The sequence below is a fragment of the Olleya sp. KKT75 genome, assembly GCF_055635485.1.
In genome coordinates this window covers 943,535-958,202 of the sequence record NZ_CM145759.1, presented here as the reverse complement: position 1 = coordinate 958,202, position 14,668 = coordinate 943,535, and the positions used below count along the sequence as shown (strand labels likewise).

Below are 14,668 nucleotides of genomic sequence, written 5' to 3'. Positions count from 1 at the left end.
TAAATTAATGATTTATGGAGTATACTATTCGTTTTGCAGAAAAAAGAGATGTCAGTGCTATTTTAGGCTTAATACAAGAGCTTGCTGTTTTTGAAAAAGAGCCTGATGCGGTTATTGTAACAGAAGCAGATTTGTTAAAATATGGTTTTGGAGACAAGCCATTATTCACTTGTTTTGTGGCAGAAAAAGAAAGTAAAATAGTTGCAATAGCATTAATTTATATTCGTTTTTCTACATGGAAAGGCCAAACGGTGCATTTAGAAGATTTAATTGTTAGTGATGCACACAGAGGTAGTGGATTAGGCACGCTGTTATTAAACGAAGTTATTAAATATGGTTACAGTTTGGGTGTTAAACGTATTTGTTGGGAAGTTTTAGATTGGAATGCCCCAGCAATAAAATTTTATGAAAGTAAAGGCGCAACACTATTAAAAGATTGGTATTTAGTCCAAATGGATGAAACAAGTATAAAAAACTACATCGATAACATATAAATGAGGGTATTTAAATTTGGTGGTGCTTCTGTAAAAGATGCTAATGGGGTTAAAAATCTAATAGCAGTATTAGAGCAAGTTGGTCATGCTAACACGATTATTGTAGTATCTGCAATGGGTAAAACAACAAACGCATTAGAGCTTGTGGTTGGTTGTTATTTTAATGATAAAAGAGAAGTGCAAAGTGCTATTCAGGACGTGGTAGATTATCATAATACCATTATGCTTGCCCTTTTTGAAAACACAAATCATCCTGTTTTTAAAGTTACAAGTGATTTAATTGACGAACTTAAAAACTTTTTGAATACTAATAAGTCTCCTGATTATAACTTTGTTTACGATCAAGTTATTGGATTTGGAGAATTGTTGTCAACAACCATTATTAGTCAGTATTTGTCTTTAATACAAATAGATAATAATTGGGTAGATGTACGCCAAGTTATTAAAACAGATGATTATTATAGAAATGCCAATGTAAATTGGGAAACCACACAACAATTGGTCTCTAAAAACATAGATTCTAAAAAGTTAAATGTGACGCAAGGTTTTTTAGGAAGTGATAAAAATAATTTTACAACAACTTTAGGAAGAGAAGGTAGTGATTACACTGCAGCGATTTTAGCTTACTGTTTAAATGCAAATGATGTTACTATCTGGAAAGATGTGCCTGGTGTTTTAAATGCTGATCCAAGACATTTTAAGCAGACCCAACTGCTTAATTCTATATCTTATACGGAAGCGATTGAGTTAGCCTTTTATGGCGCATCAGTCATACATCCTAAAACTTTACAACCATTACAACGTAAAGAAATACCATTATATGTTAAGTCGTTTTTAAATCCAAAAGCGCCAGGAACAGTAGTTAATAAAACGGAAGGGGTTATACCTTTAGTACCGTGTTTTATTGTCAAGCAAAACCAAGTGCTACTATCGCTTTCAACACTGGATTTTTCCTACATAGTAGAGGATAATATTAGTGAAATTTTTAACCTTCTATCCAAATATAAAATGAAGGTTAGCGTTATTCAGAACTCGGCGATTAGTTTTTCTGTCTGTTTTGATAATAATTACAATAATTTAGAGCATTTATTATTGCATTTAAAAGCAAAGTTTAAAGTGACGTGTAATACGGGTGTATCTCTATATACCATAAGACATTACAATGAAAAATCGGTTATTGATTTAGAGGCAGGAAAGACTGTTTTATTAAAACAAATGTTCCAAGAGACATTACAAATAGTAACAAAATAAATCTAATGAATTACATTTGTAAATTCAAATATGATAAAAATTAAATGGGATTAGTCACAGCAAAAGAAGTTTCGAGCGCTATAAACCTTAGTAAATACGGGTTTTTAGGGACATTTGTTGGTTGGATACTAATGAAAGTATTGAAAATTTCCAGCTTAAATAATGTCTATAATCGCAACAAGCATTTGTCAGATATAGAGTTTTTGGATGGTATTTTGGATGAGTTTCAAATTAAATTCGAAATTCCTGAAGAAGATTTAAAACGTTTACCAAAAGATGGTGCTTATATTACTGTTTCTAATCATCCATTAGGTGGGATTGATGGTATTTTGCTTTTAAAATTAATGCTTGAACAAAGAGAAGATTTTAAAATTATTGCTAATTTCTTATTACATCGTATAGAGCCGATGAAGCCATATATAATGCCTGTTAACCCTTTTGAAGATAGAAAAGACGTTAAATCAAGTTTGGCTGGATTTAAAAGTGCTATTTCTCATTTAAGAGATGGACATCCTTTAGGTATTTTTCCTGCAGGTGAAGTATCTACTTACAGAGATGGTAAATTAGTTGTCGACAAACCTTGGGAAGAAGCGGCTATGAAATTGGTAAAAAAAGCGAATGTACCGGTTGTACCTATATATTTTCACGCTCAGAATAGTAAGTTATTTTATAAATTATCTAAGATTAGTGACATTTTTAGAACTGCCAAATTACCATCAGAATTATTTACTCAAAAACGTAGAGTCATTAAGGTTAGAATAGGGAAACCTATTTCTATTAAAGACCAAGCAGAACATGAATCGTTATCTGATTTTTCAGAATTTATTAGAAGAAAAACATACATGTTGTCAAATGCTTTTCAACCTAAAGAAAAGATTATAGATACTATTTCTTCCAGTTTAAAAGCGCCAAAATCTGTAAAAGCGCCAAAGCAAATTGTAACTCCGGTTAGTCAGGAAGCCATTATTAAAGAAGTGGATGCATTGCGTGAACAAGACTGTAAATTATTGACTAGTAAAAATTACGAAGTCTTTTTATCTACAGCCGCAGCTATGCCTAATCTTTTACGTGAGATTGGACGTTTGAGAGAAATCACATTTAGAGAGGTTGGAGAAGGAACTAATGAACCAATAGATTTAGACGAATTTGATAATTATTACCATCATTTATTTTTATGGGATAGTGAAGCTAATGTTTTAGCTGGAGCTTATAGAATGGGATTAGGTTCTCAAATATTTGCTAATTATGGCATAAACGGGTTTTATTTACAAGATTTATTTGGTTTTGAACCTGAGTTATATAAAATGATGAGCGAGTCTATTGAGATGGGTCGTGCATTTATTATCAAAGAATACCAACAAAAACCAATGCCTTTATTTTTACTTTGGAAAGGTATTGTGCATACAACATTGCGCCATCCCGAGCATAAGTATTTAATTGGTGGGGTAAGTATTAGTAATCAATTTTCAGAATTCTCTAAGTCATTAATGATTGAGTTTATGAAATCTCATTACTACGATCCTTATGTTGCACAATATGTACATCCTAAAAAAGAATTTAAGGTTAAGCTTAAGGATGCCGATAAAGACTTTGTTTTTGATGCAACTGAAGCTGATTTAAATAAGTTTGATAAGATTATTGACGAGATTGAACCGGGTGCTTTAAGATTGCCAGTGTTGCTTAAAAAATATATCAAACAAAATGCACGTCTAGTTGCTTTTAATGTAGATCCATTATTTAATAATGCGGTTGACGGTTTAATGTATATCAAAATTGAAGACCTTCCAGAAAGTACAGTAAGACCTGTTATGGAAGAGTTTCAAGCAGAGTTAGAGCGTAAGATTTCTGATCAGAATGAGTAGGCTTTTATGTAATTTAACGTAGTGCTTTATGAAAAAGATAATCCTTGTGTTTTTAGTTTTTAGTTTGTCATTTAGTTTTGTTCAAGCCCAAGTATTAAAAGGAATTGTAACTTCTCAAGAAACAAGTAGCCCTTTAGAAAGTGTTGAAGTTTATTTTAATAATACGACGATAGGAGTTTTAACAAATGTAAAAGGAGAATTTGAAATACCTTACAATAAAAATTTGAAGACACCTTTGATTGTTTCTTATTTAGGTTATGAGAAATTTTATTTACAAAGTTATAAACCGGGAATTGTTTATAATATTGAATTGGAGGAAGAAGTTAGTTCTTTAGAAGAAGTTGTGATTTATTCAAAAGATAAATGGACGAGAAAAGCTAAATTAAAATATTTTAAAGATCAATTTTTAGGAAAAACATTAAATGGAAAGTCTTGTGTAATTCTTAATGAGGACGGTATAAGACTTAGGTTTATAGAGAGTAGTATGGAGTTAGTAGCAAGTACTTCAGAACCCATCATAATTGAAAACAGAAGACTTAATTATTTAATTGAATATGATTTACAAGACTTTACTATCAATTTTGTGAAAGAAGATATTAAACGAAATGTATTGAAAACTGAAGTTTTGACAAGGGACGATATTGTGAATAGAAATAGAGAAGAACCTAATTCTGGTTATATAGTCAAATCTGTTTTTTTTAATGGGATTGCTTTTTTTAAGGATATTCAAGAGTGCGATAAGAAAATTTTAAAGAGAAGATTAAGGGCTTATGAAGGTTCTAGTTTGCATTTTTTGAGATCGCTTTCAGAAGGAAGGTTGGTAAAAGAGAATTTTCAAATTTATCGCAATGAAAGACTAATTAAAGTAGAAGACCATATAATGGTAGACTTTATAGAAAATGAAAATTTAAAGGAAATCACCTTAGATGATTCTTTTTATATTAAATACAAAAAAAGAGAGTTGTCCTTTATTCAACCACTTTTAAAGTCATTTAAGATTGATTTAATGGGGAATTATACACCTGTTGATAGTATTGTTTTTGGAGGTAGAATGAGTGATGAAAGGCTGGGCGACACATTGCCGTTAGATTATATTCTTGATTAAAAGGAATTTAATTTTTAAAGAAATGTTTTAACTTCCAATTCAGACTTCAATTGTTGAATTGTTAATTAGAACCTTAACTAGTTTTTATTTATTACAATTTACTTGAGTCTTTACAAAAAAGTCATTGACTACACGTCTGCATTCGTTTAATTGGTCTAAATCTATCGAGTAAAAAAGATTTTTACCTTTTACCTTTTGTTTTAATAACCCTATTTTTCTAATCTCACCTAAATGTTGAGATATGGTTGGTTGCGATAACCCGGTTTTTTCTACTAGTGCATTACAATTACAATCTTTGTTTTCGCTTATATGCTGTATCATTGCTATTCTAGCAGGATGCCCTAAAACTTTAGTGAAACTTGCGACTTGATTTTGAGAAGTATTAAACAATTGTCTTTTTGAAAACCCCATAGTAATATGTATAATTAAATATTATTAAAACGTGATATTGCAATATCACAATGATAAAAATACATAAAAAACCAAAATCAATACCGATTTTGGTTTTAAATTTTTGATTTAAAATTATTTACCAAATAATCTTTGAAAAAAGTTTTTAGTCTTTTTAGTTGTTTCTTCAATCACTTCTTTAGCATCTTCTGCTAAGTCTTCTAATTTATCTCCCGCTTCATCAGCAAACTTAGAGGCTTTATCCTTGGCATCATCTAAAAGCTCTTTTGCGTCTTCATTTATAAATTCAGTCGCTTTTGCTTTTACTTTATCGTAAGTCTCTTTGGCATCATCAGATAGCTCATCAAATTTATCTCCTGCTTCTTTAGCCAGTTTGCTTGCTTTGTCTTTAGCATCGTCCATAAATTCTTTAGCATCTTCATTAATAAACTCTGTCGCCTTAGCTTTTGCTTTTTCAAAAGTTTCTTTTGCTTCCGATTTGATATCGTCAAATTTTGCTTCAGCTTTGTCTAATACTTCAGACGTTTTTTCTTTTGCAGCGTCTAATGTTTCATTACTAGCTTCTTTTGCATCGTTAGTTGCATCTTCCACAGTGTTTTCTATATTGTTAATAGTCTCTTCTGCTTCGCTTTCGATGTTTTTATGGTCTTCGCTCATGTTTATTATGTTAGTTTTCTGATGGCTAATATATTACAATAATAAATGATTATTCTAAAAATGTTTTATCTATAGGTTCCCAAAGTTCTATTTTATTACCATCGTTGTCTAGTATCCAACCAAATTTTCCATAGCTGTATTCCTCAATTTCTCCTAGAACAGTAACACCTTCTTCTTTTAAGACTTTTATTAACTCTTCTAAATTCTCTACACGATAGTTAAACATGAACTCTTTTTTTGAAGGTTCAAAATGCTTAGTGTCCTCTTTAAACGGACTCCATTGTGTAGAACAGTCGTTTCCTTCTTTATCTTTCCACCAAAAGGTAGATCCGTAATCGTCTGTATTAAACCCTAAGTGTTTTTTATACCAATCTTTTGAGGCTTTAGGATCTTTTGTTTTAAAAAATAGACCTCCTATTCCTGTGACGCGTTTTTTCATTTTTTTAAATTTAATGTAGATTCATAAATTGTGATCTACTCTTTAATAGTCATTTTACCTAGTAATTGAGTAATCAAATCATAAGGGATATCATCTATCTTTTTAAATCTGATACAACTTTTGCCCATATCTATTTTGTATTTGCAGTGTTTTGGATATTCTGATACAAACCAGCTATATAGTTCTTTGTTTGCATATAAACCAGAGTGATAAATAGCAATAAAGTTTTTTTGAGAGGCAACGTTTATAAACGGTAAAGCCGGAAATGGTTTACAATGGTAACCTGCTGGGTAAATAGATTTTGGTACAAAATACGCCAGCATACCATAACCCATACCTGATTCAAGCCCTTTTGGCATGTGTTTTAGTATTAGATTATGTAGTTTGCTAATAGCAGTTTTTCTTTCTTCTGGTAGTTGTGCTATATAGTCTTCCGGAGTATTTATTTGAGTGCTCATTTTAGTTAGTTGTGTTGTTATAAAACTAAGAAAATTTTGCTTTGATTTTGTCTACAATAGTTTGCGCTAATTTTTCTTTACTTTCTATTGTCCAACCTGCCACGTGGGGTGATAGTATTACTTGGTCTGATTGAATAAGATATTTAAAGGCTTCTGGCATATTGTTATCACTAAATAAGTTTTCGAAAGATGATTTTTCGTATTCTAAAACGTCTAATCCAGCCCCTAATATTTGTCCTGATTTTAAAGCAGAAACTAAGTCTGAGGTTACTACACTTTTACCACGTGCGGTATTGATAAGCCAGAAAGGTTTTGCAAACCCTTTTATTAAATCTGAATTGATCATTTTTATTGTAGATGCTGTTTCTGGTGTATGTAAGCTTAAAACATCTGCTTTTTCTTGAAGCTCTGCTAAGCTAACTTGAGTTGCATTTTTGTCTCCCATATTTGATTTAAGATCGTAACACAAAACAGTGACATCAAAACCGCGTAGTTTTTTAGCAAATGCTTTTCCCATGTTACCATAACCAATTAGCCCAACGGTTTTACCGTCTAGTTCTAGACCTCTATTGTCTTCGCGTAACCATTGGCCTTCTCTAACCTCTTTATCTGCTTTATTTAGCTTGTTAAATAGCGATAGGAGCATGGCTAAGCTGTGTTCTCCAACTGCATTACGATTACCTTCCGGTGCAGCTATTAGTATTACACCCTTGCGCTCTGCATAGTCGCAGTCAATATTTTCTAATCCTGCACCTACACGTCCTATAAATTTTAGATTTGTTGCAGCATCTAAAAATGAAGCATCGATACTAAATCGGCTTCTGATTATAAAACCATCGTATTGATTTATTTTTTGCTGAATAACGTCTTTAGACGATGTAAAATCTTCATGATTAGTATAACCTAATGCGTTAAGTTGCTCTATAAGTAATGGGTGATTGGCGTCTAGATGAAGTATTTTCATTTTGAAATATAAGTGTTGTTTAAATTTTAGGGTAAGTGGTTTGTGTTAATTCGTGTTTTACTGTTCCGGTATGTGCGGTACTTAGTTTTTCGAATAGTAAGACGTGAACCTCTTCGTTATTTTTTGTACAAGGGTTATGTTCTACTCCTTTTGGTACCACAATAATTTGACCAGGATGGACTACTTCTGTACGGTTTCTAAATTGCATGTATAATGTGCCTTTAATTACTTGAAAAAGTTCGTCTTCATTATCATGACTATGCCATACAAATTCGCCTTTAAGTTTAGCTAGTAAGACTTGCATATTATCTACTATAGCAATTTGATGTGGTTGCCAGTTATCTGTAAACTTAGATAGTTTTTGATTAATGTCTAATGTTTTCATAGCTTAAAAGTAGTGTTTTTAAGCGTTAGTGGTAGAAATGGCATCCTTTTTTTTGCTGCCATAAATGGCAAAAAAAAGATATAATGGATGGCACGACCTTTAGGTAACGCCCAAATGATATTAAAAACCTAAGATGGATTTTGCAATTAGAAAGTATAATAATATTCCAAAAACATCATTACTTGTTGTAATAAATGGTCCTGTTGCTACTGCTGGATCGATACCTCTTTTGTCTAAAAATATAGGGATAAAAGTACCAATTAAAGCAGCCATTATTATTACCGCAATTAAAGCTATTGCTATAGTTATGGATATTAAATAGGGCGTTTTAAATACAAAATGAGTAACTACTATTGCAACAAGTGCTATAGCTACACCATTTACCAATCCTAATATAGCCTCTTTAAAAAGGCGTTTTATAATGTTGCCATCTATACTGTTATTTGCAAGTCCTTGTACTACAATTGCAGAGGATTGTACCCCTACGTTACCTGCTGTTGCTTGTATTAATGGTACAAAACTTAGTAGTATAATAAACTCGCCCATGGAGCCATTAAAACCTTCAATAATACTTGCAGCACCAAGTCCACCAAACATACCAATAAGTAACCATGGTAGTCTTGCTTTTGTAAGTTTTAAGATGCTATCATCCGCCTCTACATCCTGAGATATACCTGCTGCCATTTGGTAATCTTTGTCGGCTTCTTCACGGATAACATCTACAATATCATCAATGGTAATACGTCCTAATAGAGTCTTGTTTTGATCTACTACTGGAATGGCTTCTAAATCATACTTTTGCATGATTTTAGCGACCTCTTCAACATCTTCTTCTACGTAAACATAGTCTACGTTGGAGTTAGATAGTTCTGCTATTTTTTGTTCGCTTTTTGCAGTTAGTAAATCTTTTAAGGATAGACGTCCTAATAGTTTTTCTTGCTTGTCTACGACGTAAATAGAGTGGACGCGACTAACGTGCTGTGCTTGTCCACGTATACGACGTAAACAACCGGCAACGGTCCAAGTCTCGTATACTTTTACTAGTTCTTTTGCCATCAATCCACCAGCGGTATCCTCGTCATAGGCTAGTAATTCTTGAATTTCGGCTTTGTGTTCTTGATCTTCTATTTGAGATATAACCTCTGCTTGACGCGCTTCTGGAAGCTCCGCAATAATATCTGCAGCATCATCGGTATCAAGTTCTTCAATTTCTTCTGCAATCTCTTTAGCAGAAAGATTTTTTAAAACCTTTTCACGATTATCCTCATCCAATTCCATTAGGACATCGGACGTGGTCTCAGAGTCTAGAAGTTTTATAACATACATTGCTTCTTCTAGATTTACTTCGTCTAAAATTTCGGCAATATCGGCGTAGTGAAACTCTTCTAAAAGTAGTTTAAGTGCTATATCGTCTTTTTGTTCGATAAGCAACTCTACCTGCTCTATAAGGGCATCTGTAAGCTGAAATTGTATGTTTTGATTGTCTTCCACCAACTAATTATTTGTCGTTTTCGATAAGGCTTGTTAACTCTAAAAATTGTGCAACGCTAATTTGTTCTGGTCGCTTGTCAAAGATAGGGTTTGCTTTTAGACTATCAGACAATTCCATTGTTTTTAAACTGTTACGCATGGTTTTACGACGTTGTTGAAATGCTTGTTTTACAACTCTGAAAAATAGTTTTTCGTCACATGGTAAACTGTAATCTGCTTTTCTAATTAAACGCAGTACGCCAGACTCTACTCTTGGCGGTGGATTAAATACGGTTGGCGGTACAGTAAATAAATACTCTGCATCATAAAAGGCTTGGGTTAACACGGATAAAATACCGTAAACCTTACTACCTTCTTTAGAGCAAATACGTTGTGCAACTTCTTTTTGAAACATTCCTGAAAATTCTGGAATTTGGTCACGAAGCTCTAATGTTTTAAATACAATTTGTGTCGAGATATTGTATGGGAAATTTCCAATTATAGCTAATGGCTCTTCACTAAAAGTTGTGCTTAAATCGTATTTTAAAAAATCTTGCTCTATAATTCTAGGCGCTAAATTAAGATAGTTGTTTTGCAGGTATTCTACACTGTCTCTATCTATCTCAATAACGTAAGTTGTAATTGGTTTTTTTAGTAAGTATTTGGTTAAAACACCCATTCCTGGTCCAATCTCTAAGACGTTTTTATAACCATTTAAAGTTAAGGAATCCGCAATAGCTTCTGCAATACTTTCGTCTTCCAAAAAGTGTTGCCCTAAGAATTTTTTTGCTTTAACTTGATGATTGTTATGTTTTTGATGTGCCATAAAATAGGTTGTTTTTCAGCTTAAGCTGAATTATTTAAACGTTACCGAATACTCGTCCACAATTTGAAGCTCTGTTCTAAAGGCTAACATTTTGTCTGCAAACTTTTTTAATCCTTCATTTCTAAGCGCATCTGCGTCTTCTTTATAATACGCATCTAAAGCTTCTCTAGAATATGATTTATACTGAATAGAATAGGTTTGTCCACCCATTTCCTCGTCAACAAGTACTTTTGTTAAGGTTGCTTTTTCAAACTTACCAGTTGCTAAAACTGTTGGAATGTGTTGTTTGATCCAGATTAACCACTCGTCATGAGCGCTATCATCTATATTTACTGTGACGTTGTATATGTACATTTTTTAGATTTAAAGGATTTCTGCTTAAGCAGAAATAGCTATTAGCGTAAAGTTTTTGCAAATAACATAAGTTCTTGGTCGTCCTCAAAGGGTTTTACCTTTTTTTCGTAGGTTAAACCTAATTTTTCTATCAGTTTTATGGATGCAACGTTATTTGGAGCCGTTATTGCGCCAATTTTTTTGATTTTAAATGTTTCCGTTGCTAATTTTAAAATGGCTTTAGAGGATTCTAACCCAAACCCTTTGCCTTCAAATTCCGGTAGCATTGCAAATCCAAGATCAGGTAACTCTAAATGTTCTCTTTTAGTTAGTCCGCATGTTCCAATAGGTATGTTGTTTTCTGATTTTAGTAACAGTTTGTACAATCCATAGCCTAACTCGGCATAATTTTTTAAATGCCCTTCTTTTATTCTTTGTTGTGCTTTTAGTATTGTGTTAATTTTACGATCGCCAATAAATTTTTTAAACTTTGGGGTGTTAATTAAGTCCATAAAAAACGGTGCATCGTCTACTGTAAATTTAGTTATAATAAGACGTTCTGTTTCTGCTACGATCATAATAGTAGTTAGTTTATAGCATCGCCGCGTAGTGCTCTAAATTTTTTTCTAGCCTCAACAGCATAAATACTATCTGCGTGTTCAAACAATATGGTTTCGTATAATTTTTTAGCTTCCTCTGGTTGTGCTAAATGATTAACTAATAGTTCCGCTAGATTATATAAGGCGTTATCCATTAAAATACTGTCCTTAAAATCTGCAATTATGCGTTGGTAATTTGTTTTTGCTTTTTGATAGTCCTTTTTTGCCTCAAACAAGGCTGCTTGTTTTAGCAAGGTCTGTGGTATAATAACTTCCGTTTTATGTGCTTCTAGAATAGTGTCTAGTAAGTTAATAGCGTCGTCGTTTTTATTTTGATAAGCCAGTAAGTCTGCTTTAGCATATTTGGTTAAAGCAATTTGTAAAGAATCCTCCGCTCTGTTATCACTAATTAGTAGTTTTAAATCTAAAGCATCATTAGCTGTTAGTTGAGAGGTAGACGATTTTAGTATTTTTAGCTGAGATTCTGCCCATTTAAAGTCACCTTTATAATAACTAGCTTTTGCTATTCTAAATCTTGCTTCTTGTGCAACTGTACTATTTTTTAAGTTACGCTCAATCTGTGTGTAATATATTAAAGCTTGGTTAAATTTTTCTTCTAATACTAAGATGTCACCTAGTTCTAGTTTTACTGATGCTAAGTCTAATTCTGAAATATTGTATTTTAAAGTGTCTTTTAATAATTTAATAGCGTCTTCCTTTTGATTTAAATAAAAGGCTAAAAAATGAGCGTAATTAATCTGTAGTTCTAAGGTTTGTGGTGTTTTGCCATAAGTCTCTAAGATTAAAACATAGCTGTCTTTAATTGCTGGATAATCTTTAGAAACCGCAATTTGTGTTTGTATGTCTAGGACTTTTAAGTGTCCCGCTAACTTCATACCATTGTTTTGTGTGCTTTCAATAATAAAATTGAAGACGTCCAAAGCGACATCATATTGTTTCTGCGTTTGCGCAATTAGACCTAATTCTACCAAACGGCTTAAGCTTTCTAACTCTCTTTTATAAATGGCTTTTTCTTGGACAAAAGCTTTATTGTAGTCTTTTTGTTGGATAAATAACCAACTTAGCATCTCATTCCAGATTAGATCTTGAGATTGCTGACTTTTTTTTAATAGAATTTTTCTTAGAAAAATGTTATTCTCACTGTTACCATCCTCGGATATAAACTCGCTAACATTCCGTTTTATCGTGTTTTGATAGTTGTCACTATCCTCAATAAGATTAATGTAACTAGTAAACATTTTCTCAACATCACCTTGCTCTCCATAAATACGCGCTAATTGCATATTAAAGTTTAATGTTGGTTTTAATGCTGAAGCTTTGTTGTATGCTGTAATAGCATTATCTAAAAGGGATAGTTTCTGGAAAGTAGGTCCTACGCGGTACACATTATTTGGATTTTCATCCAAAGTTGCTAAGGCTTGTTTGTAATAGATGTTAGCATTTATAGTATCGTTTTGTAATTGATAGTTATATCCTAAATGCACTATTAGGTCAGGCTGAGCTTTGGTTTGAATGGCGTCAAGTAATCTGTTTTCAGCATCTTTATAAAGCTCTAATTGTTGCTCTATTTTTATTATCTGTATTAGGTAATTGGTGTTTCTACTGTTTTTAGTGTATAATTTTTTATAGCTGATTAAAGCTTTTTCAAATTCACCAGTATTAAAATACTCACGCGCAACAAGATCTTCCTGAGCGTTAGCTGCAAAGGAGAGTGTTAATAGTAATAGTATTAGTACGCGTTTAATAATCATGATTGTAAATATAACAAATACCAAAGTCAGTCATTGTAAATATTATGCAAAAAAAATGCCCGAACAGTGTTCAGGCATTAAGCCAATCTCATAAATGTGCTATTAATCATATATATTCAATATAAGATTCAATTACTTTGATTGGTATTTATCTATGTAATTTAATTTTTTTATTGTTTTCTAGTTGTGTTAACTAGTCTCATGTCAATCAAAGAAAAGTTATTTTTAGCTAAAGACAAAAGAAAAAAGGTTAAAACTAACGTAACAACGCTTGTTTTAACCTTTCATCGGTTTTTTTTAACACAAAAGTAATCTTAATCTTACTTTATCTTTAGTTAATGTATTCAAAACCAGTGTACGGGATTAATACTTCAGGGATTTTTATTCCATCTTCCGTTTGATAATTTTCTAAGATTCCAGCTAATACTCTAGGTAACGCAAGAGAACTTCCGTTTAAAGTGTGTGCCAGTTCGTTTTTACCATCACTGTTTTTAAATCGCAGTTTTAAACGGTTAGCTTGGAAGGTTTCAAAATTTGAAACACTTGAGATTTCTAACCAACGGTCTTGCGCTGTAGAAAATACTTCAAAGTCAAAAGTTAAAGCAGACGTAAACCCAGTATCACCACCACAAAGTCTTAATATTCTGAAAGGTAATTTTAGTTCGTTAAGTATTGCTTTAACATGATCAACCATACCGTCTAATGCTTTGTAAGAATTGTCAGGATGTTCTACTCGTAAAATTTCTACTTTATCAAATTGATGTAAACGATTTAATCCACGCACGTGTGCACCATAACTACCAGCTTCTACTCTAAAGCACGGTGTGTATGTTGTCAAACATTTAGGTAGGTCTTTTTCGTCTATTAAGTCATTTCTAAAAATGTTTGTAGCCGGTACTTCTCCCGTCGGAATTAAATATAAACTAGGCGTAACATTAGTTGCGTGATACATTTGTCCATCTTTATCTGGTAATTGACCAGTAGCAAAGGCTGATGCTTCATTAACTAAATGTGGCACTTGCACCTCTTGGTAACCCGCAGCGGTATTTTTGTCTAAAAAGTAAGCAATTAAAGCACGTTGTAATCTAGCGCCTTTACCTTTGTAAACAGGAAAACCTGCACCAGCAATTTTGGTACCTAACTCAAAATCTATAATGTCATATTTTTTAGCTAACTCCCAGTGTGGTAATGCGCCATCATGTAATTTAGGGATCTCACCTTCAGAAAACACTTCTTCGTTATCGTCCTCGCTGTTACCCTTAGGTACAGACGCATGTGGGATATTTGGTATTTTGTAAAGTGCTTGGTTTAAAGCTTCGGCAGTCGTTGTTAACTGGTCGTTTAATTCCTTAGATTCTTCCTTAAAATCAGCTGTTTTACTTTTTAAAGCATTTGCTTTTTCGGCTTGACCGGATTTATATAAAATACCAATTTCTTTAGAGATAACATTGGATTCTGCTAGTATTGCATCCAATTTAGTTTGCAAAGCACGACGGGCTTCATCTAAATTTATCACCTCTTCAATCATTGCAGTAGCATCAATATTTCTGACTGCAAGTCTATTGATTACTAAGTCTTTGTTTTCTCTAATAAATGGTACTTGTAACATGTTTTTTTGTTTTTTGGCGTTACCTAAAGGTCA

At 32.6% G+C, this 14,668-nt stretch carries 16 protein-coding genes; 4 read left to right on the top strand and 12 right to left on the bottom strand.

The annotated features are described in order from the left end of the window. Positions 1-14 precede the first annotated feature (14 nt). The 4 genes from ACZ2G2_RS04300 to ACZ2G2_RS04285 are packed head-to-tail and all read left to right on the top strand — an operon-like array spanning position 15 to position 4,712. Positions 15-494, top strand: coding sequence for a GNAT family N-acetyltransferase (locus ACZ2G2_RS04300; protein WP_101204178.1), 480 nt, complete (start codon positions 15-17; stop codon positions 492-494). Beyond that, on the top strand, positions 495-1,745 hold the full coding sequence (locus tag ACZ2G2_RS04295; RefSeq protein WP_470394155.1) for an aspartate kinase: 1,251 nt from the start codon (positions 495-497) through the stop codon (positions 1,743-1,745). It begins immediately after the preceding gene. Positions 1,746-1,789: 44 nt separating this feature from the next. After that, on the top strand, positions 1,790-3,607 hold the full coding sequence (locus ACZ2G2_RS04290) for a GNAT family N-acyltransferase (RefSeq protein ID WP_090838229.1): 1,818 nt from the start codon (positions 1,790-1,792) through the stop codon (positions 3,605-3,607). 28 nt (positions 3,608-3,635) lie between these two features. Continuing rightward, the gene (locus ACZ2G2_RS04285) at positions 3,636-4,712 is read left to right on the top strand and encodes a carboxypeptidase-like regulatory domain-containing protein (protein WP_470394153.1); all 1,077 of its coding nucleotides are present in this window, start codon (positions 3,636-3,638) and stop codon (positions 4,710-4,712) included. An 84-nt stretch (positions 4,713-4,796) separates the two neighbouring features. On the opposite strand, the gene ACZ2G2_RS04280 is transcribed toward ACZ2G2_RS04285, so the two are convergent. The 12 genes from ACZ2G2_RS04280 to serS form a co-directional block, all read right to left on the bottom strand. Beyond that, positions 4,797-5,123 (bottom strand): ArsR/SmtB family transcription factor, encoded by a 327-nt coding sequence (locus ACZ2G2_RS04280; protein ID WP_470394152.1) that lies wholly within the window; start codon positions 5,121-5,123, stop codon positions 4,797-4,799. Between the two features lie 114 nt (positions 5,124-5,237). Next, entirely contained in the window at positions 5,238-5,780 is a 543-nt protein-coding gene (locus tag ACZ2G2_RS04275) for a hypothetical protein (RefSeq protein ID WP_470394150.1), read from the bottom strand. 49 nt (positions 5,781-5,829) lie between these two features. After that, the gene (locus ACZ2G2_RS04270) at positions 5,830-6,219 is read right to left on the bottom strand and encodes a VOC family protein (RefSeq protein ID WP_101204173.1); all 390 of its coding nucleotides are present in this window, start codon (positions 6,217-6,219) and stop codon (positions 5,830-5,832) included. Between the two features lie 35 nt (positions 6,220-6,254). Next, positions 6,255-6,677 carry a DUF1801 domain-containing protein gene (locus ACZ2G2_RS04265; protein ID WP_470394148.1) on the bottom strand — a complete coding sequence of 141 codons (423 nt, stop codon included), beginning with the start codon at positions 6,675-6,677 and terminating at the stop codon, positions 6,255-6,257. A 25-nt stretch (positions 6,678-6,702) separates the two neighbouring features. Then, positions 6,703-7,641 carry a 2-hydroxyacid dehydrogenase gene (locus ACZ2G2_RS04260; protein ID WP_470394147.1) on the bottom strand — a complete coding sequence of 313 codons (939 nt, stop codon included), beginning with the start codon at positions 7,639-7,641 and terminating at the stop codon, positions 6,703-6,705. 19 nt (positions 7,642-7,660) lie between these two features. Next, the gene (locus ACZ2G2_RS04255) at positions 7,661-8,026 is read right to left on the bottom strand and encodes a cupin domain-containing protein (RefSeq protein WP_470394145.1); all 366 of its coding nucleotides are present in this window, start codon (positions 8,024-8,026) and stop codon (positions 7,661-7,663) included. Positions 8,027-8,146: 120 nt separating this feature from the next. Further along, positions 8,147-9,520 carry a magnesium transporter gene (gene mgtE, locus ACZ2G2_RS04250; RefSeq protein ID WP_470394143.1) on the bottom strand — a complete coding sequence of 458 codons (1,374 nt, stop codon included), beginning with the start codon at positions 9,518-9,520 and terminating at the stop codon, positions 8,147-8,149. Positions 9,521-9,524: 4 nt separating this feature from the next. After that, positions 9,525-10,322: a 16S rRNA (adenine(1518)-N(6)/adenine(1519)-N(6))-dimethyltransferase RsmA gene (gene rsmA, locus ACZ2G2_RS04245; RefSeq protein WP_090838212.1), complete on the bottom strand. Its 798-nt coding sequence runs from the start codon at positions 10,320-10,322 to the stop codon at positions 9,525-9,527. A gap of 30 nt (positions 10,323-10,352) precedes the next feature. Next, positions 10,353-10,676, bottom strand: coding sequence for a DUF4286 family protein (locus ACZ2G2_RS04240; RefSeq protein WP_090838210.1), 324 nt, complete (start codon positions 10,674-10,676; stop codon positions 10,353-10,355). Between the two features lie 41 nt (positions 10,677-10,717). Beyond that, positions 10,718-11,233, bottom strand: a complete 516-nt coding sequence (locus ACZ2G2_RS04235) for a GNAT family N-acetyltransferase (RefSeq protein WP_470394141.1) — start codon at positions 11,231-11,233, stop codon at positions 10,718-10,720. Between the two features lie 8 nt (positions 11,234-11,241). Next, positions 11,242-13,026, bottom strand: coding sequence for a tetratricopeptide repeat protein (locus ACZ2G2_RS04230; protein WP_470394140.1), 1,785 nt, complete (start codon positions 13,024-13,026; stop codon positions 11,242-11,244). Between the two features lie 331 nt (positions 13,027-13,357). Beyond that, a complete protein-coding gene (gene serS, locus ACZ2G2_RS04225) occupies positions 13,358-14,635 on the bottom strand; it encodes a serine--tRNA ligase (protein ID WP_470394138.1) in 1,278 nt (425 codons plus the stop codon). Positions 14,636-14,668: the final 33 nt, after the last annotated feature.

What these genes read in the sequence shown, in the direction of transcription:
- ACZ2G2_RS04300 (WP_101204178.1), top strand. Translation starts at nt 15, where the DNA reads ATGGAGTATACTATTCGTTTTGCAGAAAAAAGAGATGTCAGTGCTATT.
- ACZ2G2_RS04295 (WP_470394155.1), top strand. Translation starts at nt 495, where the DNA reads ATGAGGGTATTTAAATTTGGTGGTGCTTCTGTAAAAGATGCTAATGGG.
- ACZ2G2_RS04290 (WP_090838229.1), top strand. Translation starts at nt 1,790, where the DNA reads ATGGGATTAGTCACAGCAAAAGAAGTTTCGAGCGCTATAAACCTTAGT.
- ACZ2G2_RS04285 (WP_470394153.1), top strand. Translation starts at nt 3,636, where the DNA reads ATGAAAAAGATAATCCTTGTGTTTTTAGTTTTTAGTTTGTCATTTAGT.
- ACZ2G2_RS04280 (WP_470394152.1), bottom strand. Translation starts at nt 5,123, where the DNA reads ATGGGGTTTTCAAAAAGACAATTGTTTAATACTTCTCAAAATCAAGTC.
- ACZ2G2_RS04275 (WP_470394150.1), bottom strand. Translation starts at nt 5,780, where the DNA reads ATGAGCGAAGACCATAAAAACATCGAAAGCGAAGCAGAAGAGACTATT.
- ACZ2G2_RS04270 (WP_101204173.1), bottom strand. Translation starts at nt 6,219, where the DNA reads ATGAAAAAACGCGTCACAGGAATAGGAGGTCTATTTTTTAAAACAAAA.
- ACZ2G2_RS04265 (WP_470394148.1), bottom strand. Translation starts at nt 6,677, where the DNA reads ATGAGCACTCAAATAAATACTCCGGAAGACTATATAGCACAACTACCA.
- ACZ2G2_RS04260 (WP_470394147.1), bottom strand. Translation starts at nt 7,641, where the DNA reads ATGAAAATACTTCATCTAGACGCCAATCACCCATTACTTATAGAGCAA.
- ACZ2G2_RS04255 (WP_470394145.1), bottom strand. Translation starts at nt 8,026, where the DNA reads ATGAAAACATTAGACATTAATCAAAAACTATCTAAGTTTACAGATAAC.
- rsmA (WP_090838212.1), bottom strand. Translation starts at nt 10,322, where the DNA reads ATGGCACATCAAAAACATAACAATCATCAAGTTAAAGCAAAAAAATTC.
- ACZ2G2_RS04240 (WP_090838210.1), bottom strand. Translation starts at nt 10,676, where the DNA reads ATGTACATATACAACGTCACAGTAAATATAGATGATAGCGCTCATGAC.
- ACZ2G2_RS04235 (WP_470394141.1), bottom strand. Translation starts at nt 11,233, where the DNA reads ATGATCGTAGCAGAAACAGAACGTCTTATTATAACTAAATTTACAGTA.
- ACZ2G2_RS04230 (WP_470394140.1), bottom strand. Translation starts at nt 13,026, where the DNA reads ATGATTATTAAACGCGTACTAATACTATTACTATTAACACTCTCCTTT.
- serS (WP_470394138.1), bottom strand. Translation starts at nt 14,635, where the DNA reads ATGTTACAAGTACCATTTATTAGAGAAAACAAAGACTTAGTAATCAAT.